Annotated in this window: 18 protein-coding genes; 11 read left to right on the top strand and 7 right to left on the bottom strand. The window is 70.1% G+C overall.

Annotated elements, in window-relative coordinates:
• The first annotated feature begins 196 nt into the window (after positions 1–196).
• A complete protein-coding gene (locus ACIP6U_RS18830; protein ID WP_401719615.1) occupies positions 197–415 on the top strand; it encodes a DUF397 domain-containing protein in 219 nt (72 codons plus the stop codon).
• A 93-nt stretch (positions 416–508) separates the two neighbouring features.
• Here ACIP6U_RS18830 and ACIP6U_RS18825 read toward each other — a convergent pair whose 3' ends face one another.
• The gene (locus tag ACIP6U_RS18825; protein ID WP_401718758.1) at positions 509–997 is read right to left on the bottom strand and encodes an ATP-binding protein; all 489 of its coding nucleotides are present in this window, start codon (positions 995–997) and stop codon (positions 509–511) included.
• A gap of 354 nt (positions 998–1,351) precedes the next feature.
• Between ACIP6U_RS18825 and ACIP6U_RS18820 the strand changes: the two genes are divergently transcribed.
• From ACIP6U_RS18820 to ACIP6U_RS18795, 6 genes are all read left to right on the top strand, one after another.
• Positions 1,352–2,176, top strand: coding sequence for a helix-turn-helix domain-containing protein (locus ACIP6U_RS18820; protein WP_401719612.1), 825 nt, complete (start codon positions 1,352–1,354; stop codon positions 2,174–2,176).
• A 134-nt stretch (positions 2,177–2,310) separates the two neighbouring features.
• Positions 2,311–3,771, top strand: coding sequence for an aldehyde dehydrogenase family protein (locus ACIP6U_RS18815; protein ID WP_401718755.1), 1,461 nt, complete (start codon positions 2,311–2,313; stop codon positions 3,769–3,771).
• A 104-nt stretch (positions 3,772–3,875) separates the two neighbouring features.
• A complete protein-coding gene (locus tag ACIP6U_RS18810) occupies positions 3,876–4,424 on the top strand; it encodes a DinB family protein (protein ID WP_401718752.1) in 549 nt (182 codons plus the stop codon).
• A gap of 37 nt (positions 4,425–4,461) precedes the next feature.
• Positions 4,462–5,103 (top strand): PadR family transcriptional regulator, encoded by a 642-nt coding sequence (locus tag ACIP6U_RS18805; RefSeq protein WP_401718749.1) that lies wholly within the window; start codon positions 4,462–4,464, stop codon positions 5,101–5,103.
• Positions 5,104–5,221: 118 nt separating this feature from the next.
• The gene (locus ACIP6U_RS18800; protein WP_401718746.1) at positions 5,222–6,250 is read left to right on the top strand and encodes an ATP-binding cassette domain-containing protein; all 1,029 of its coding nucleotides are present in this window, start codon (positions 5,222–5,224) and stop codon (positions 6,248–6,250) included.
• Entirely contained in the window at positions 6,247–7,008 is a 762-nt protein-coding gene (locus ACIP6U_RS18795; protein WP_401718745.1) for an ABC transporter permease, read from the top strand. The genes ACIP6U_RS18800 and ACIP6U_RS18795 overlap by 4 nt, the downstream gene beginning before the upstream one ends.
• Here the strand turns inward: ACIP6U_RS18795 and ACIP6U_RS18790 are convergent.
• The 3 genes from ACIP6U_RS18790 to ACIP6U_RS18780 form a co-directional block, all read right to left on the bottom strand.
• Positions 6,998–7,942, bottom strand: a complete 945-nt coding sequence (locus tag ACIP6U_RS18790; protein WP_401718743.1) for a class I SAM-dependent methyltransferase — start codon at positions 7,940–7,942, stop codon at positions 6,998–7,000. The genes ACIP6U_RS18795 and ACIP6U_RS18790 overlap by 11 nt on opposite strands.
• A gap of 97 nt (positions 7,943–8,039) precedes the next feature.
• Positions 8,040–9,452 carry a glutamate decarboxylase gene (locus ACIP6U_RS18785; RefSeq protein WP_401718740.1) on the bottom strand — a complete coding sequence of 471 codons (1,413 nt, stop codon included), beginning with the start codon at positions 9,450–9,452 and terminating at the stop codon, positions 8,040–8,042.
• A 41-nt stretch (positions 9,453–9,493) separates the two neighbouring features.
• Complete coding sequence (locus tag ACIP6U_RS18780) at positions 9,494–10,786, bottom strand: ion channel protein (RefSeq protein WP_401718737.1); 1,293 nt, start codon at positions 10,784–10,786, stop codon at positions 9,494–9,496.
• A gap of 132 nt (positions 10,787–10,918) precedes the next feature.
• Between ACIP6U_RS18780 and ACIP6U_RS18775 the strand changes: the two genes are divergently transcribed.
• Complete coding sequence (locus tag ACIP6U_RS18775) at positions 10,919–11,680, top strand: MerR family transcriptional regulator (RefSeq protein ID WP_401718734.1); 762 nt, start codon at positions 10,919–10,921, stop codon at positions 11,678–11,680.
• Positions 11,681–11,717: 37 nt separating this feature from the next.
• On the opposite strand, the gene ACIP6U_RS18770 is transcribed toward ACIP6U_RS18775, so the two are convergent.
• Positions 11,718–12,083, bottom strand: coding sequence for a YbjQ family protein (locus ACIP6U_RS18770; protein ID WP_123998621.1), 366 nt, complete (start codon positions 12,081–12,083; stop codon positions 11,718–11,720).
• 142 nt (positions 12,084–12,225) lie between these two features.
• Between ACIP6U_RS18770 and ACIP6U_RS18765 the strand changes: the two genes are divergently transcribed.
• Entirely contained in the window at positions 12,226–13,137 is a 912-nt protein-coding gene (locus ACIP6U_RS18765) for a DedA family protein (protein WP_401718733.1), read from the top strand.
• 14 nt (positions 13,138–13,151) lie between these two features.
• Here the strand turns inward: ACIP6U_RS18765 and ACIP6U_RS18760 are convergent, their stop codons facing one another.
• Both ACIP6U_RS18760 and ACIP6U_RS18755 read right to left on the bottom strand, forming a co-directional pair.
• Positions 13,152–14,783 (bottom strand): threonine/serine exporter ThrE family protein, encoded by a 1,632-nt coding sequence (locus ACIP6U_RS18760; RefSeq protein WP_401718730.1) that lies wholly within the window; start codon positions 14,781–14,783, stop codon positions 13,152–13,154.
• A gap of 110 nt (positions 14,784–14,893) precedes the next feature.
• Positions 14,894–15,385, bottom strand: coding sequence for an inorganic diphosphatase (locus tag ACIP6U_RS18755; protein WP_401718727.1), 492 nt, complete (start codon positions 15,383–15,385; stop codon positions 14,894–14,896).
• A 79-nt stretch (positions 15,386–15,464) separates the two neighbouring features.
• Between ACIP6U_RS18755 and dacB the strand changes: the two genes are divergently transcribed.
• Positions 15,465–17,102, top strand: coding sequence for a D-alanyl-D-alanine carboxypeptidase/D-alanyl-D-alanine-endopeptidase (gene dacB, locus ACIP6U_RS18750; protein ID WP_401718724.1), 1,638 nt, complete (start codon positions 15,465–15,467; stop codon positions 17,100–17,102).
• Between the two features lie 266 nt (positions 17,103–17,368).
• Positions 17,369–18,493: a zinc-dependent metalloprotease gene (locus tag ACIP6U_RS18745; protein ID WP_401718721.1), complete on the top strand. Its 1,125-nt coding sequence runs from the start codon at positions 17,369–17,371 to the stop codon at positions 18,491–18,493.
• Positions 18,494–18,683: the final 190 nt, after the last annotated feature.

Here is an 18,683-nt window from a genome sequence, read left to right as displayed (position 1 = left end):
GGCACACGCTGGAGCAACTCCGGCAAAGGGGTCGTCAAAGCTGTAACGGAGAGAACACACCGCGTGCACGTGCATCTGCTCATGCATTTGCACGTGAACAGGGTTATGATCCGGATCAGTTGACCACTGCATCAATGGCCCCAGGGGCCACCGCACCACCGGGGAGCGACCTGTGGACCGGGACGTGTACAACGGCATGGCTGCCACGGATCTCAACGGGGTGGCCTGGCAGAAGAGCATGCACAGCAACTCGCAGGGTTCCTGCGTGGAGTTCGCCCGGCTGCCCGGCGGTGAGGTCGCGGTGCGCAACTCGCGCTTCCCCGACGGGCCCGCCCTCGTCTACACCCGCGCCGAGATCGAGGCCATGCTGGCCGGCGTCAAGGACGGCGAGTTCGACCACCTGGTCGCGGGCTGACGCACTGCCCGCCCTGAGGTGATTCCGGGCGATCGGGAACGCCCGGCCCTTTGACGCGCGTAGAACCGCGGCGCGAAAAAGCGCCGCGGTGCCTCACTCGGTGGTGGGCGCGGGCGTGGCCGGCAGCTGGAACAGCGCCCAGACCACCTTGCCGCCGAGCGTGCCCGCCAGCGGGTGCCAGCCCCAGCTGTCGCTGAAGGAGTCGACGAGGAACAGGCCACGGCCCGACTCGGCCGAGAAGTCGTCCGTCTCGCGGGCCACGGGGGAGTCCTGGCTGGGGTCGCGCACCGCGCACACCAGCCGCTCGGTCCAGCGCATCAGGTGCAGCCGCACGGGCGGCGCGTGGTCCACCCGGACGCAGGTCGTGGGCAGGGCGTGCCGCAGGGCGTTGGTGACGAGCTCGGAGACCACCAGGCAGACGTCGTCGAACCGCTCGCCCGTGTCCCACTGGTCCAGTGTCCGGCGCGTGAAGCGTCTCGCGTCCCCCACCGCTTCGTAGCGGGCGGGCAGCGAACACGACGCGGCGTCGGACACGGCCGCGGGATCAAGCGGCGGAAGGCCCTGCCGTAACGGCTCGAGCATGGTCGATCCATTCGTCCCCATGCGAGGCACTCCCGGGAATTCGCGGTCGTTGCGATGCAGCGGTGGCGCGAGACCATGGTTTCGGATGCGTAGGGCAGATGCAAGGGCAGATGCACGTGCACGCGACCGAATTGGACCCTCCCGTACCGCTTGTTGGCCATTTTTTCCGCCATCTTCCGGCGACCTACTTGCCAACACCTCCCCCTTACCTGTGCAGAATCTTTGACTTATTGCCGTCTCTGTAATCGGACGAGTACTGCTCGAAGTGTTTTAGTGGCAGACTGCGGCCCCTGAAGACGGTTGGGGAGGCTGGCGAACGTGAGCGCGGGAGAGCCAGGATCGGTGGTGCGGCGCATGCTGCTCGGCTCGCAACTCAGGCGACTGCGTGAGGCGAAGGGCATCACGCGAGAGCAGGCGGGGTACTCGATCCGCGCCTCGGAGTCGAAGATCAGCCGGATGGAGCTGGGCCGGGTGAGCTTCAAGACACGTGATGTCGAGGACCTGTTGACGCTGTACGGCATCACGGACGAGGCCGAGCGCATGTCCTTGCTCTCCCTCGCGCGGGAGGCCAACGTCGCGGGCTGGTGGCACAGTTACTCGGACGTCCTGCCGAGCTGGTTCCCCACCTATGTGGGCCTGGAGGGCGCCGCGTCGCTGATCCGCGCCTACGAGGTGCAGTTCGTGCACGGTCTGCTGCAGACCGAGGAGTACGCGCGCGCGGTCGTGCGGCGCGGCATGAAGGGCGCGAGCCCGGCCGACATCGAGAAGCGCGTGGCGCTGCGTCTGGAGCGGCAGAAGTATCTGTCCGCGGACAACGCCCCCGAGTTCCACATCGTCCTGGACGAGGCCGCCCTGCGCCGTCCCTACGGCGACCGCAATGTGATGCGCGGTCAGCTCCAGCACCTGATCGAGATCTCCGCGCGGCCCAACGTGCGGCTGCAGATCATGCCGTTCGGCTTCGGCGGGCACTCGGGCGAGAGCGGCGCGTTCACGGTCCTGTCGTTCCCCGAGTCCGACCTGTCGGACGTCGTGTACCTGGAGCAGCTCACCAGCGCCCTGTACCTGGACAAACAGGAGGACGTGGCGCAGTACGAGAAGGCCCTCAAGGAGCTCCAGCAGGACAGTCCGGGCCCCGACGAGAGCCGCGACCTCCTGAGGGGTCTGCTCCAGCTCTCCTAGGGATCTCCCCAGACCCTCCGAGGGTTCTCCCCAGAAGATTGCTCTCCGTCCCCAACTCGCTTAGCGCACAAGTACGATGACACGTGATCAGACCGTGACGTGGTGCAGGTGTCTGCTAGCGATTGAGGGATCACATGTCGTCCTACTTCACCGACCTGGCTCAGCAGTACATCGACGGTGAGTGGCGCCCGGGTACAGGTTCCTGGGACATCATCGACTTCAACCCGTACGACGGCGAGAAGCTCGCGTCGATCACCATAGCCACGGTCGACGAGGTCGACGAGGCCTACAAGTCGGCGGCGGCGGCCCAGAAGCAGTGGGCGCGCACCAACCCCTACGCCCGCCGTGCCGTCTTCGAGCAGGCGCTGCGTATGATCGAGGAGCGCGAGCAGGAGATCACCGAGGTGATCATCGCCGAGCTCGGCGGCACGTACCTCAAGGCCGGCTTCGAACTGCACCTCGTCAAGGAGTTCCTGCGCGAGTCGGTCCACCTCGCACTGCGCCCCGAGGGCCGGATCCTCCCGTCGCCGATCGACGGCAAGGAGAACCGCGTCTACCGCGAGCCGGTCGGCGTCGTCGGTGTGATCAGCCCCTTCAACTTCCCCTTCCTGCTGTCGATCAAGTCGGTCGCCCCGGCCCTCGCGCTCGGCAACGCGGTCGTCCTCAAGCCGCACCAGAACACCCCGATCGCCGGCGGCACCCTGGTCGGCAAGATCTTCGAGGAGGCGGGCCTGCCCGGCGGCCTGCTCAACGTCGTCGTCACGGACATCGCGGAGATCGGCGACGCCTTCATCGAGCACCCGATCCCGAAGGTCATCTCCTTCACCGGCTCCGACAAGGTCGGCCGTCACGTCGCCACGGTCTGCGCCTCCCAGTTCAAGCGCTCGGTCCTCGAACTCGGCGGCAACAGCGCGATCGTGGTCCTCGACGACGCCGACCTCGACTACGCGGTCGACGCGGCGGTCTTCAGCCGGTACGTCCACCAGGGCCAGGTCTGCATGGCCGCGAACCGCGTGCTGGTGGACCGCTCGATCGCCGACGCGTTCACCGAGAAGTTCGTCACCAAGGTGAAGACCCTCAAGGTCGGCGACCCGCGCGACCCGCAGACCGTCATCGGCCCGGTCATCAACTCCTCGCAGGCGGAGGCCATTTCGGGCGTCGTCGAGCAGGCGATCGCCGAGGGCGCGACGGCGCTGCTGCACGGCACGACCACCGACAACCTGGTCGCGCCGTCCGTCCTGGCCGACGTCCCGGCCGACTCGGCCCTGCTCCAGCAGGAGGTCTTCGGCCCGGTCGCCTTCCTCATCACCTTCGACGGCGAGGAGGAGGCGGTCCGCCTCGTCAACGACACGCCGTACGGACTGAGCGGCGCCGTCCACACCGGTGACATCGAGCGGGGCGTCGCCTTCGCCAAGCAGATCGACACCGGCATGTTCCACGTCAACGACGGAACCGTCCACGACGAGCCCCTCGTCCCCTTCGGCGGCGAGAAGAGCTCGGGCCTCGGTCGTCTGAACGGCGAGACGACCCTGGACGCCTTCACCACCCTGAAGTGGATCTCGGTCCAGCACGGCCGCAGCGGCTTCCCGTTCTAGTTCTTCGGGCACGGGCCATTGAGGACACAAGCTGACCTCAATGGCCCGTAGCTTCGTCGGTGTCAGGGGAATCCTTGAACAGACCCGACGAAAGGCGGCCGGTCATGGTCACTCACGTTCCCGCAGAGGCCCAGGGCGACGAGCGCGGCGCGCTGCTCGCGTTCATCGAGGAGCAGCGCGGCGGCATCCGCAGGGCGCTGCTCGGGCTGACCGAGGAGCAGGCCGCCAGCAGGCCGAGCGCCAGCGAACTCACCCTCTCCGGCCTGCTCAAGCACGTCGCCGAGGTCGAGCAGGGCTGGATCGCGCGGGCCAAGCAGGAGCCGCCGGCCGTCAAGCGGGACGAGACCAACTGGCACGAGAACTTCCGGCTCGTCGACGGCGAGACCGTCGAGTCCCAGCTCGCCTACTGGGAGAAGGTCGCCGCCGAGACCGAGGCGTACGTCCGCTCGGTGCCGAGCCTGGACGACACCTTCCCGCTCCCGAACGACCCCTGGTTCCCGCCGGAGGGCCGTGTCTCGGTGCGCTGGCTCTGTCTGCACCTGATCCGTGAGTTCGCCCGGCACGCCGGCCACGCCGACATCATCCGCGAGTCCCTCGACGGCAAGACGGCCTTCGAACTGGTCGCCCAGGAGCAGGGCGCAAGCTGGGGCTGACCCAGGGACAGCCGCCGGCTGGTCCTACGCTGGCCCCATGTCAGCGATCCGTCTCCTCGTGCTCGGTGCGGTCCGTCAGCACGGGCGGGCCCATGGCTACCAGGTGCGCAACGACCTGGAGTACTGGGGCGCGCACGAGTGGTCCAACGCCAAGCCCGGCTCGATCTACCACGCCCTGAAGCAGATGGCGAAGCAGGGACTGCTGCACGCGCACGAGATCGCGCCGTCCACGTCCGGCGGACCGCCGCGCACCGAGTACGAGATCACCGACTGGGGCACCGAGGAGTTCTTCCGGCTGCTGCGGGAGTCCCTGGTCGCCTACGACCAGAAGATGGACATCCAGTCGGCGGCCATCGGCTTCCTGGTCGAGCTGACCCGGGACGAGGCGGTGACCCTCCTCAAGGAGCGCATCCGCCGGATCGGGGCCTGGCGGGGCGCCGTCACCGAGCACTACATCCCCGAGGACGGCCCCGAACAGCTCGGCCACATCGGCGAGATCATGAACCTCTGGGTCCACACGGCCGACTCCGACTCGGCCTGGACCCAGGGGCTCATCGACCGCATCGAGGGCGGCGCCTACACCTTCACCGGTGAGGGCGAACCCTTCGTCGGCGTCCTCGCCGAGGGCCAGGCGAACCCGTACGCGACGGGGGACCGGCACCCGGAGGACGACCACTAATCAAGTTTGACCAATCGGCTCGACGGCGTTACTGTCGGTGAAGTAGTCAAGTTTGATTAGCTGTCCCTGCCTGGCTGAGCGCTACTGGGCAGGGGCGGCTGGGGGAGAGGGAGTGGCAGTGGCCGACACCGCAATCACCGTCGACGGAGCCCGCAAGGCCTACGGCGGTAAACCCGCGCTGGACGGGCTCGACCTCACGGTCGCCCGCGGCGCGGTGCACGGAGTCCTGGGCCCCAACGGCGCGGGAAAGACGACCCTGGTCCGGATCCTGTCCACCCTGCTGCGGCCCGACGCCGGACGCGTCGAGGTGGCCGGCCACGACGTCGTGACCGAGGCCCGCGCGGTCCGCTCGCGCATCGGACTGCTCGGCCAGCACGCGGCGCTCGACGAGGAGCTCGGCGGCCGGCAGAACCTGGAGATGTTCGGCCGCCTCCACCACCTGGGCTCCCGTCACGCACGCGCGCGTGCCGACGAGCTCCTGGAGCGCTTCGGCCTCTCCGACACCGGCCGCAAACAGGTCCGCGCCTACAGCGGCGGCATGCGGCGCCGCCTCGACCTGGCCGCCTCCCTGATCACCGACCCGGAGGTGCTGTTCCTGGACGAGCCCACGACCGGCCTCGACCCCCGCGGCCGCGCCGAGGTGTGGGCGTCGGTCCGCTCCCTGACCGGCGGCGGTACGACGGTGCTGCTGACCACTCAGTACCTGGAGGAGGCCGACCAGCTCGCCGACCGCATCTGTGTCGTCGACGGCGGCCGGGTGATCGCCGACGGCACGCCGGACGAACTGAAGTCGGCCACCGGCGGCGACCGCATCGACGTCGTCCTGCGGGACGCCGGTCAACTGGGCGCCGCCGTCGCCCTGTTGCCGGTCCCCAAGGACGACGTCTCCGTCGACCCCGACCGCCGCCTGCTCAGCGCCCGGGTCACCGACCGCATGGCCGCGCTCTCCGGAGTCGTACGCGCCCTGGAGGACGCGGGCATCGAGGCCGAGGACGTGGCCCTGCGCCGGCCCACCCTGGACGAGGTGTTCCTGCGGCTGACGGATCAGGACGACGACCGTTCGGAGACCGTCACGAAGACGAAGTCAGGCACGAAGACGGCGTCTGCCACGAAGAAGGAGTCCGTCGCGAAGGGGGCCGCCGCATGACCGCGTACGCGCTGACCGACTGCTGGACCATGACCCGCCGTGAACTCGCCCACTGGGCACGGCAGCCCGTGCAGGTGCTGGTCGGCCTGGTCTTCCCCGTGATGCTGCTGCTGATGTTCGGCTACCTGGTCGGCGGCGGACGCGGCATCGAGGGCGACTACGTGGACTTCCTCGTCCCCGGCATGCTCGCGCTCACCATGGCCTTCGGCCTGGAGGGCACGATGCTCGCCGTCACCCAGGACCTCGACCGGGGCGTGATCGACCGCTTCCGCTCGCTGCCGATGGTCAACGGCGCGGTCCTGGTGGGCCGTTCGGCCGCCGACATGCTCCAGTCGGCGCTGGGCCTGACGATCCTCGTCGGCGTCGGGTTCGCGCTGGGCTGGCGCGTGCACTGCACGCCGGCCGAATTCCTGGGCGCCATGGGCCTGTTGCTGCTCTTCCGGTTCGCCATGCTCTGGATCGGCATCCAACTGGCCCTGGTCGCGGGCAAACCGGAGATGGTCCAGGCCGTGCAGATCCTGGTCTGGCCGGTCGGCTTCCTGTCCAACGCGTTCGCCGACCCCGCCTCGATGCCCGGCTGGCTCGGCACGGTCGTCGAGTGGAACCCGATGTCCCAGACCGCGACGGCCGTACGGGATCTGCTGGGCGGCCCCGGCGGGGAGGCGGGGCACATCTGGGCGGCCGTGGTCTGGCCGCTGGGCCTGCTCGCGGTGTTCTTCCCGCTGGCGGTACGGAGGTTCGCGCGCCTCAGCCGATAGGGCTCTGACGCGCCGGGCGTGCCGGACGAGCCGCAAGGACCCGCCGTACCGCCCGGGTGACGATCGGCGGCAGCAGGTCCACGGCGATCCGGCGGGACCGGGACCGCGGGCGGCGCGGCGGGGGAGCGGAGGCCGGGGTGGCGGCCGGCCGCTGCGGGGTCTCGGGCGCCGAGTGGTACCGGGAGGGCGGGAAGGGCGGGGGCCGGAGGTCCTTGTGGGCGCGGGTGCGGATCAGCCGGTGGCCCGCGGCCGGCTGCACGCTCAGTCCGCAGTCCGCCCGCTCCCTGAGCATCGCCAGCAGCTCCTCCTGGACCGGCTCCGCGTCGCCCCACGTGCCGTACAGCTTCTGGGTGCTGAGGCAGATCGGGCGCAGTCCGCGGTTGAGCACCGCCTCCCAGGTGGCGACCGAGACGCCCGGGGTGTGCTCGGAGCGGAAGTCGTCCAGGACGACGATGCCGTCGGGCAGCAGCAGGTCGCGCGCCGCGCCGATGTCGTCGCGGACGTGCTCGTACAGGTGCGAGGCGTCGATGTGGACGAACCGGCAGGTCCCGGGGTCCACCTCCGTCCGGATCACGGACGAGGGGGCCTCGATCACCCTGGGCAGGGTGTCGTGGAAGGCGAGGTAGTTCCGCTCGAAGGCCTGCCGGGTGAGCGAGGAGTACGACTTCCTCGTCTCGGCCCGGTTGGCCCCGTCCGGCGCCTCGCCGCCGAAGAGGTCGCAGACCGTGAACTCCTCGCCGTCCTGCCGGTGGTGACCGAGCAGGATCGCGCTCTTGCCCAGGTACGCGCCCAGCTCCAGCAGGTCGCCCCGGAAGCCGTGCGCCTCCTGCCGCTCCAGGAGCCAGGTGAACAGGATCTGGTCCAGGGGCGGAAACCAGCCGGCTACGTCTTCGAGTTCGCCCGGTTTGCTGTCGGATGCTTGTGCGGTGGCCATGAGTGGCATGTGCTCACTGATGACCGTATGAACTGTCCGCCGTTCGAACGTCCGGTGAACAGCGGCCGTCCTTCGTCGGGCAGGCGCGAATCATCCCCTAGTGGTGGAAACCGGTTGCCGCGGTCTTGTCCCTGGTCAGCGGATGCGACTGGCGGCGCAGCTCCGGCAGCAGCCGGGTCAGGTCCTCGATGAACATGTCGGCGAGGTCGACCGAGAAGCCGTTGCGGCACACCACCCGCAGCACGGAGAGGTCCTCCCGGTTCGGCGGGAAGGTGTACGCGGGAACCAGCCAGCCGCTCTCGCGCAGCCGCCGGGACACGTCGAAGACGTCGTACGCCGTCACGTCGGGGCCCGTCGTGAAGGCGAAGACGGGCAGCTCGTCGCCCTGGGTGAGCAGCCGGAAGTCGCCCAGCGCCGCGATCCGGTCGGCCAGAGTCCTGGCCACGTCCCGGGTGGTCTGCTGCACCGCCCGGAAACCGTCCCGGCCCAGGCGCAGGAACGTGTAGTACTGCGCGACCACCTGGGCGCCCGGGCGGGAGAAGTTGAGCGCGAAGGTGGGCATGTCGCCGCCCAGATAGTTGACGCGGAAGACCAGCTCCTCGGGGAGCGCCTCCTTGTCGCGCCACAGCGCCCAGCCGACGCCCGGGTAGACCAGCCCGTACTTGTGCCCCGAGGTGTTGATCGACATCACGCGCGGGAGGCGGAAGTCCCAGACCAGGTCCTCGTCGAGGAAGGGCGCGACCATGGCACCGGACGCGCCGTCGACGTGCACCGGGATGTCGAGTCCGGTGCGCTCCTGGAGGGCGTCCAGGGCCGCGCACAGCTCCGCGATCGGCTCGTAGGACCCGTCGAAGGTGGAGCCCAGGATGCCGACGACCCCGATGGTGTTCTCGTCGCACAGCTCGGCGGCGGCCTGCGGATCGAGGTGGTAGCGGTCGCCCTCCATGGGCACCTGGCGGGCCTCCACCTCCCAGAAGTTGCAGAACTTCTCCCAGCAGACCTGCACGTTGACACCCATGACCAGGTTGGGGCGGGCGTCCCGGGACGGGTAGCGGTCGGCGTTGCGCTGCGTCCAGCGGCGCTTGAGGGCCATCCCGGCGAGCATGCACGCCTCGCTGGAACCGGTCGTCGAACAGCCCACGGCGGCGGCCGGATCCGGCGCGTTCCACAGCGCCGCCAGCATCGCCACGCAGCGCTTCTCCAGCTCGGCGGTGCGCGGGTACTCGTCCTTGTCGATCATGTTCTTGTCCCGGCACTCCGCCATCAGGACGCCCGCCTGGGGCTCCATCCAGGTGGTGACGAACGTGGCCAGATTCAGCCGGGAGTTGCCGTCCAGCATCAGCTCGTCGTGCACCAGCTGGTAGGCCGACGACGGGGACATCGGGGAGTCCGGCAGCCGGTGCTTCGGTGGCGCCTCGGTCATGCCGCCGACCGGATTCGCCTCCCCGAAGAAGGGGTTGACGGACAGCGGGCGTTCGTCGGGCTGCTCGGGACCTTTGTGCAACGGCATGGGCCTGCCTCCTGGGACGATCAACGGATGTCGAACGGCTGTCAGCGCACCGGAGTTCCGTCCTCGCGCAACTGCATCTGCGGACGCCCGGTCACCAGCAGCCAGGCCGGCAGCGAGGCGATGCACAGCAGGGCGAGCATCGCCCCCGAGGACGCCAGTACGGCGGCCGTGAACAGGCTCACCCAGCCCTGCCGGGTGACGGCCAGGAGCATGCCGAGGACGCCCGCGCAGACGCCGACGGCCGGATGGACCCCGGAGACCAGGGCGTGCGCGCACAGCCCGAAGGCGGTGCCGACGAACACCGCCGGGAAGATCCGCCCGCCCCGGAACCCGCTCGACGCGGCGACCAGCAGCGCCGCCAGCTTCACCACCGTCATCACCGCGAACTCGCCCGCCGACCAGCCGTCCGGATCGCGCGCCAGCTCCGCGATCTCCTCCAGCCCCTTGAAGAGCGTCAGATGCCCGCCCAGGGCCGCCAGCAGCCCCAGCACGAGCCCGCCCGCCGGAATGACCAGCATGGGGTGCCCGAGGCGCTGGAAGGCGCCGTGGACGTACGGGAAGGCCCGGACCGCGCACATGCCGAGCAGCGCGGCCAGCGAGGCGATCACGAGGGCGGACAGCAGATCGCCCCAGCCGGGCCGGCCGAGTTCCGGCAGATGCAGGTCGAAGCTCGGATGGGCCACCAGGGTGGTCGTCAGGGCGCCGGCCGCCGCCGCGACCAGGGGCGGGAAGACGTTGTCCCACAGCGGCGCCTTGAGCGACCGTCCGGCGAGCGCCTCGGAGATCACCAGCGCCGCCGCGACCGGCGTGCCGAACAGCGCGCCGATCGTCGCCGCCTCCGCGAGCGCCGGCCACATCGCGCCCGGCATCCGGGGCACGAACCGGGTGCCCAGCCAGAACGCGAGCCCCACGTTGACGGCGATGATCGGGTTCTCGGGACCCAGACTGGGCCCGCCCGCGAGCATCAGCGCGGTCGCGAGGAGCAGCCCCGGGAGCACCGCGGGCGGCAGCACGCGCGCGTCGAGGCCGGTGGTCGCCGGGTCGGGGCCCGCGTGCCCCGGCACCTTCCACACCACCAGGCCGACCGCCAGGCCGGTCGCGGTGAGCATGACCAGCATCCACAGCACCGAGTACCGGCCCACGCCCAGCGCGTCCGGCAGGTTGCGCCACAGGACGTGCTGGAACTGCTCGGCCAGCGCGCTCACCCCGAGGAACAGCAGGCTCGCGACCACCCCCACGACCAGGGCGGGCAGGATCGACGGCAGCAGCACGCGCGCGGGGGTCGCCGGTTTCGCCCGGTCGGCGGGCGCCTTGAGCGCGGGGTCCTGGGCCACGCGCTCACGATAAGCGGACAAAACAGGCGCGACATCCGGAGGGAACCGGCGTAGCACCTCGAAAAACAGGCTTGCACCTCACGCGGCGTGAGGACCCACCCTGGAGCGCGTACCCAGAAGGGAGCGGACGAAGTGAGCTACTCCGTAGGACAGGTCGCGGGCTTCGCCGGCGTCACGGTGCGCACCCTGCACCACTACGACGACATCGGCCTGCTCGCCCCGAGCGAGCGCAGCCACGCGGGCCACCGGCGCTACAGCGACGCCGACCTCGACCGGTTGCAGCGGATCCTGTTCTACCGGGAGCTCGGCTTCCCGCTCGACGAGGTCGCGGCCCTGCTCGACGACCCGGAGGCGGACCCGCGCGCGCAGCTGCGCCGCCAGCACGAGTTGCTGACCGCCCGGATCGAGAAGCTGCAGAAGATGGCCGAGGCCGTGGAGCACGCCATGGAGGCACGCAGAATGGGCATCAATCTCACGCCCGAGGAACGCTTCGAGGTCTTCGGCGACAAGGACCCCGACCAGTACGCCGAGGAGGCGGAGGCACGCTGGGGCGGCACCGAGGCCTACGCCGAGTCGCAGCGCCGGGCCGCCCGCTACACCAAGGACGACTGGAAACGCATGCAGGCCGAGGTCGACGCCTGGGGCGAGCGCTACGCCGCCCTGGTGACCGCAGGCGAACCGGCCACCGGCGAGGCCGCCATGGACCTCGCCGAGGAACACCGGCGGCACATCACCACATGGTTCTACGACTGCCCGTACGAGATGCACGTGTCCCTGGCCGGGATGTACGTCTCCGACGAGCGCTTCAAGGCGTTCTACGACTCCATGGGGCCGGGTCTGGCCGAGCACCTCAGGGACGCGATCACGGCGAACGCGGCCCGGCACGCCTCCTAGGGGGCGTGCCGGGCCCTGGTGGCCTGGTCCGCGCGTGCTACTCCCGGACCAGGACCACCGCCGTCCCGTACGCGCACACCTCCGTCCCGACGTCCGCCGCCTCGGTCACGTCGAAGCGGAACGCCAGCACTCCGTTGGCACCACGCGCGCGTGCCTGCTCGATGAGCCGGTCCATGGCCTGGTTGCGGGTCTCCACGAGCGTCTTGGTGAGCCCCTTGAGCTCGCCGCCGATCATCGACTTCAGTCCGGCCCCGATCTGGCTGCCGAGATGCCGTGAGCGCACGGTCAACCCGAAGACCTCCCCGATGACCTCCTGGACCCGGTGACCGGGTACGTCGTTCGTCGTCACGACCAGTACGTCGGCCTGCGGCCCCTGGCCGCCGCCGTATTCTTCGATGCCCATAGCCTCACAGCTTCGCCCCAGCCGGCGCACAGTGCACCCTGGAGTCACCGGTGGAACCTGGGGCGGACACATTGCGTTGATAGCTTTGGGCGCCCGCAGCAGGACGCCGTACCTCCCTCCACCCCTCAGGAGCACCGGAACCGTGACGACGATCGCCCTCGGCCCGAGCTGGCTCGATCCGAACCAACTGCTGGACACGTTCGGCATCTGGGGCCTGCTCCTGATCGTCTTCGCGGAGTCGGGCCTGCTCATCGGGTTCTTCCTGCCGGGCGACTCGCTGCTGTTCACAGCCGGCCTGCTGATCACGTCGAACCAGCTGGACTTCCCCCTGTGGGGTGCCATCGCCCTGATCTGCGTCGCCGCGATCCTCGGCGACCAGGCGGGCTACATGTTCGGCAAGAAGGTCGGTCCCTCGCTCTTCAGCCGCCCCGACTCCCGCCTCTTCAAGCAGGAGAACGTGGTCAAGGCGCACGAGTTCTTCGAGAAGTACGGCCCCAAGTCGCTGGTCCTGGCCCGCTTCGTGCCCATCGTGCGCACCTTCACGCCGATCATCGCCGGCGTCAGCGGCATGAAGTACCGCTCGTTCGTGATCTTCAACGTGATCGGCGGTGTCCTGTGGGGCGCCGGCGTCACCCTGCTCGGTTCCTGGCTCGGCAAGATCGACGTCGTCAAGAACAACATCGAGGCGATGCTCATCCTGATCGTCCTCATCTCGGTGGTCCCGATCATCATCGAGTTCATGCGGGCCCGCTCCAAGGCGAAGAAGAACCCCGCGCAGCCCCTGCCGGGACAGCAGCAGCCCCCGGTGGTCGACGACGCGACCACCCAGCTGCGCCGCATCCCCTCGGCCGACCAGCCCTACCAGCAGCAGGCGCCGCAGCAGCCCACCCCGCCCGAGAACTACTACGCCCAGCAGTACCCGCAGCAGCAGTACCCCCAGCAGACGTACCCGCAGCAACAGCAGCAGTACGGCGGCCGGCCCGACGAGCAGTACCCGTACGGCAATCAGGGCCAGGGACAAGGTCAGGGCCCGGGACAGAACCAGGGCTACTAGGGCGGCCGGAGGGGCTAGAAGCCCCTCGTCCGCTTGGCGGCCCGGCGCTTCTCCGGGGATCCGATCCGCAGGAACATGCGGGAGATCTCCGAGCCGAGGTTGACCCCGATGGCGATGGCCATGGCCAGTGACGCGGCCGTGGCCAGGGACACCAGTCCCTTGTCCACGTCGTTCTGGGCGATCGACAGCAGCCCGAAGTAGGTGGCCGAGCCGGGCAGCAGGGGCCCGATCGCCGCCGTCGTGTACGGCAGCGCCGACGCGAACCGGTAACGCGCCAGCAACTGTCCGAAGAGGCCGACCAGTCCGGCCGCCACCGCCGTGGACGCGACCGGCGACAGTTCGCCGGGGTAGCGCAGCGCGCCGTACACCGACCACGCCACCCCACCGTTGAGGGTCACCCACAGCACGGTGGACCGTTCCTGCTGGAGCAGCACCGCGAAGGTCAGCGACAGCAGCATCGACGCGCCGATCTGCCACCAGGGCCGCTCGGCGATCCCCAGGGCCGCGTCCGGGTTGAGCTTGGCGCCCAGGTTGACGCCGAAGTACAGGACGACGAGCACCCCGGCGACGATCCCTACGAAGAGGTACATCACCTCCAGGAGCCGTGCCGAGGCGGTGATGTAGAACCCGGTCAGCCCGTCCTGCACGCCCGCCACGAGGGCCCGCCCGGGCAGCAGCGCGAACAGTCCACCGGTGATGACCGCGGACGCCTTCACGTCCACGTGGGCCACCGTCAGCGCGACCCCTATGGCCGCCGGAGGCATCGCGGCGACGGTGAACTGGTAGAACTCCGGCAGCCCGCGCCCCGCGCACAGCCACGCCAGCCGGTCACCGAGCATCGCGCCCAGCGCCGCCGCGACGAACACGAGCACGTCACCGCCGACGAGCACCGAGGCGGCCCCCGCGAGCAGCCCGCTGGCCGCGGTCAGCGTCCAGGTGGTGTACGGGTGCCGGTTGCGGCGCATCTCCGCCAGGCGCCGGTAGGCGTCCTCCAGGGAGATCTCGGTCTCCGGGTCGCTGAGGTCGTCCACCAGCCGGAACACGGCCGCGAGCCGGGTGTAGTCGGTGACCCGGCGGCGCACCGTGCGCGACGCCGTCACCGGGTCGTCCACCAGGGAGGGCTGGTACGAGATCGACAGCAGCGTGAAGGTGACGTTCGGCTCGCAGCGGTCCAGGCCGTAGGACCGGCAGACCGCGAACATCGCGGCCTCCACGTCCTCGGCGCCCTCACCGCCCGCGAGCAGCAACTCGCCGATACGCAGGGTCAGATCGAGCACGCGCGGGACGGCGGGGCCGCTGTCGTCCGGCTTCTGGGCCGGCTCCGGCGCGGGCCGCTCGGTCACCGGCAGCCGCAGGATGGTGCGCATGCGGTCCTGCCAGGGCGCGTCCTTGGTCAGGCTGACCACGGGGATGCCGGTCGCCGGGGTGAACGCGGCCAGGGAGTCCTTGGCGCTGTAGCCGCGCGGGTCGTCGAACGCCGAGCCCTCCGCCTCGGGCACGGGCGCGTGCGTCACGTCGAGCCCCGCCGGGACGGCGAACTCCGACGTGGTCTCCGACTCGCTGTCCGTCACCTCGACCCCGGCCGGCGGCGCGAACGCCATCCTGACCTCGTCCGACTGCGGCTTGCGGTCCTCCGTGTCCGTCACGTGCGTAACACTCCCTGTACGACACCTCCTGTGGCCCTCAGTATGCGCACAGGCACACGAACGGGCCGCACGCGCACGCGTACGGCCCGATCACGGGACTTGCCGGAGGGTCAGTGACCGCCCTGGTCCTTGAAGCGCTTGTAGGACCGCTCGATCTCGACCTCGGCCTCGACGCGGCCCACCCAGTCGGCGCCCTCGACGGACTTGCCGGGCTCCAGGTCCTTGTAGACCTCGAAGAAGTGCTGGATCTCCAGGCGGTCGAACTCGGAGACGTGGTGGATGTCCCGCAGGTGCTCCACGCGCGGGTCCGTCGCCGGTACGCACAGCAGCTTGTCGTCGCCGCCGGCCTCGTCGGTCATCCGGAACATGCCGATCGCGCGGCACTTGATGAGGCAGCCCGGGAAGGTCGGCTCGTCCAGGATGACCAGCGCGTCCAGCGGGTCGCCGTCCTCGCCGAGGGTGTTCTCGACGAATCCGTAGTCGGTCGGGTAGGCGGTCGAGGTGAAGAGGCGACGGTCCAGGCGGATCCGACCGGTCTCGTGGTCCACCTCGTACTTGTTCCGCGAACCCTTCGGGATCTCGATCGTGACGTCGAACTCCACCGGTGGCTCCTCCATGATCAACACATAGTTCTGGTGGTTAAGTGTCCCTCACGCACGAGAGTGATCGCGAAAGGGGCTGGTGTTCGTGCCTGAGCTGAGGCCGTGGCGGGCCGCGAGACCGCATGCGGTGCGGGTCGTGAACGCCGTACGACCAGGTCTGGCACGGGCCGCGGGCGCCGTACAACCACATCTCGAACGGGCCGCGGGCGCCCTGCGACCGCGGCTCGCGAAAGCCGTGGCCGCTGCGAAACCGCAGCTCGCGCGGATCACGAGGCCGAAGCCCGGCGGGCTGCGGCGCTACACCGCGGGCGCCACCGGCGCCGGTGTGGCACTGGCCGTCCTGGTGGTCGTCACCGCAGGTCCCTGGGACTCCACCGGTCAGCGTACGGCCGAGCGGGACCGGGCAGCCGCCCTGGACGGCACGGGTGGCGCAGATCACGGTGGTCATTCTGGTGCATCCGGTACGGCCGATTCGGCGCCGGACGTCGCCCCGAGCGCCGCGTCCGTCCTGAGGGGCCTCGGCGGCGCCGCCAACACCGTGAAGTCGGACCCGACCGGAAAGGCGTTCGCCGACGTCCTGGGGCCCCTCCTGGCCGACCCCGCGCTCGGCGCCCGGCGCACCGCCGCGGTCGTCGACCTGACCGACGGCAAGCGCCTCTACGGCACCGGCGCGGACGACGCCCTCACCCCCGCGTCCACCACGAAGATCGCCACCGCCGTCGCCGCGCTGTCCGCGATGGGCGCCGACCACCGCCTCACCACCCGCACCGCCCTGGAGCCCGACACCGGCGAACTCGTCCTGGTCGGCGGCGGCGACCCCACCCTGACCGCGCACAAGGACGCCGAGGGCTGGGCGAGCCTGCGCACCCTGGCCGACCGGACGGCCGCCGCCCTGAAGAAGCGCGGCATCAAGGACGTCACGCTCTCCTACGACACCACCCTGTTCGCCGGTTCCGAACTTCACCCCATCGGGGAGGACGGCAACCTCGCCCTCGTCACCTCCCTGATGGCCGACGAGGCCCGCCCGAACGACTCGACGAGCGGTCCCGTCACCCGGGACAAGGATCCGGCCGGGGACGCGGCCCACGAGTTCGCCGGCTTCCTGGCGGAGCACGGCATCAAGACGTCGTCCCCCGGTCCCTCGAAAGCGACCTCCCGCGCGCAGGCCCTCGCCGCCGTCTCCTCGCCGCCCCTGTCGTCGATCGTCGAGCGGATGCTGACCAACAGCGACAACGACATCGCGGAGGCACTGGCCCGCCAGACGGCCGTCGCGACCGGCAAGCGCGCCGACTTCGACGGCGGTGCAGCGGCCATCGCGAGCGTCTTGAAGAAGCTTCAACTGCCCCTCAAGGGGGCCCGGTTCAACGACGGCAGCGGCCTCGACCGCGACGACCGCCTCACCGCCGACCTGCTGACCGCCCTCCTCGTCAAGGCAGGCGACCCCGCCCACCCCGAACTCCGCGCCGTCCTCACCGGCCTTCCCGTGGCCGGCTTCACCGGCACCCTGAGCACCCGCTACGCCGACGGCGCGGCAGGAGTCGTACGAGCCAAGACCGGCACTCTCACGGGCGTGAACACCCTGGCGGGCACGGTCGTGGACCGGGACGGCCACCTCCTGGCCTTCGCCTTCCTCACCTCAGACACCACGAGCGCCTCCGCGGCCCAATCAGCCCTGGACCGCACGGCAACGGCGTTGGCGGCCTGCGGTTGCCACTGACGGTGTTTCACGGCCGCTGCCGACGGCGGCCACCGAACTGGCTACCGCTGGGGCGGCCGTCGACCGCCTCGCTCCCGCTGTGGGCAGGCGTTCCGCACGGCGGAACGGGTGGGCACAGCCTGCAGCGCCGGGTGCAGCTTGACCGACCTGAACCCCTGCCGACGCAGCACCTGAGCATCAACGTCGGCCGCCAATCCAAACCGACCGCCAACCCCACCAACCCCCACGGCCTGCCCCAAGTGGGAACGCTCACGTACCGTTGACGCATGACGAGCATCGGTGGTGCAGAGATGGTCGACTGGAATCTCGCGGTGGCGACCGCGACGCGGCTCGCGCGGCCGGGCCCCGAGGTGAGCCGTGACGAGGCCCGGGATGTCGTCGCGGAGTTGCGCCGGCACGCGAAGGCCTCGGAGGAACACGTCCGCGGATTTACCCGGATGGGCTCGGAGGACATCCACGACACCCCCATCCTCGTCGTCGACCGACCGGGCTGGGTCCGGGCGAACGTCGCCGGCTTCCGGGAGATCCTCAAGCCCCTCCTCGACAAGATGCAGGAACGGCGCGGCAACACCCCCGGCGGCGCGGTCCTCGGCGCCGTCGGCGGCAAGGTCACCGGCGTCGAACTGGGCATGCTGCTGTCCTTCATGTCCTCCCGGGTGCTGGGCCAGTACGAGACCTTCGCCCCGGCCACCCGCGAACTCCCCGCGGGAGAGCACGGCGGCGGGCGACTGCTCCTGGTCGCCCCGAACATCGTCCACGTGGAGCGCGAACTCGACGTACAGCCCCACGACTTCCGTCTCTGGGTCTGCCTGCACGAGGAGACGCACCGCACCCAGTTCAGCGCGGTGCCCTGGCTGCGCGACCACCTGGAGGGCGAGATCCAGTCGTTCCTGGGGGAGACCGACGTCGACCCCATGACGGTCCTGGAGCGCATCCGGGAAGCCGCCCAGTCCCTCGCGGGCGGTCGCCCCGAGGCCGAGGAGGACGACGGCGGACGCTCCTTCGTGGAGATCGTGCAGACCCCGGCCCAGCGCGAGATCCTCGCCCGACTGACCGCCGTGATGTCCCTCCTGGAGGGACACGCCGACTTCGTGATGGACGGCGTCGGTCCGGCCGTCGTGCCGTCGGTCGCCGAGATCCGCGAGAAGTTCCAGCAGCGCCGCGCCAAGGGCGCCTCCCGGCTGGACACGGCCCTGCGCAAGCTGCTCGGCCTGGACGCCAAGCTCAGGCAGTACCGGGACGGCGAGCGCTTCGTACGAGCGGTCGTCGACGAGGTCGGCATGGACGGCTTCAACCGCGTGTGGACCTCCCCGAACACCCTGCCGACCCGGACGGAGATCGCCAAACCGGCGGACTGGGTCGCACGGGTGCATCGCAAGACCGAGTCGTGAAGGACGGAGAAGGGTCGTGAAACGAATCCGGCCGTCGGCAGGCGAACGCCCCTTCAATCACCCGTCCGAGGGACCGTGAGCGGTGGGTAGGCGTGCAATGCTCGGGGAACGGCCCGGTTCTGTCACCATCTACACACTCTGAGTGACCGAACACGGGCTCACTCCCCGAAAACTTCATGAAGGGAACCGG

The organism is Streptomyces sp. NPDC088794, assembly GCF_044750545.1.
GTDB lineage: Bacteria > Actinomycetota > Actinomycetes > Streptomycetales > Streptomycetaceae > Streptomyces.
Note: the sequence above shows the minus strand (reverse complement) of the source record. Positions and strands in the feature narration are given on the sequence as shown.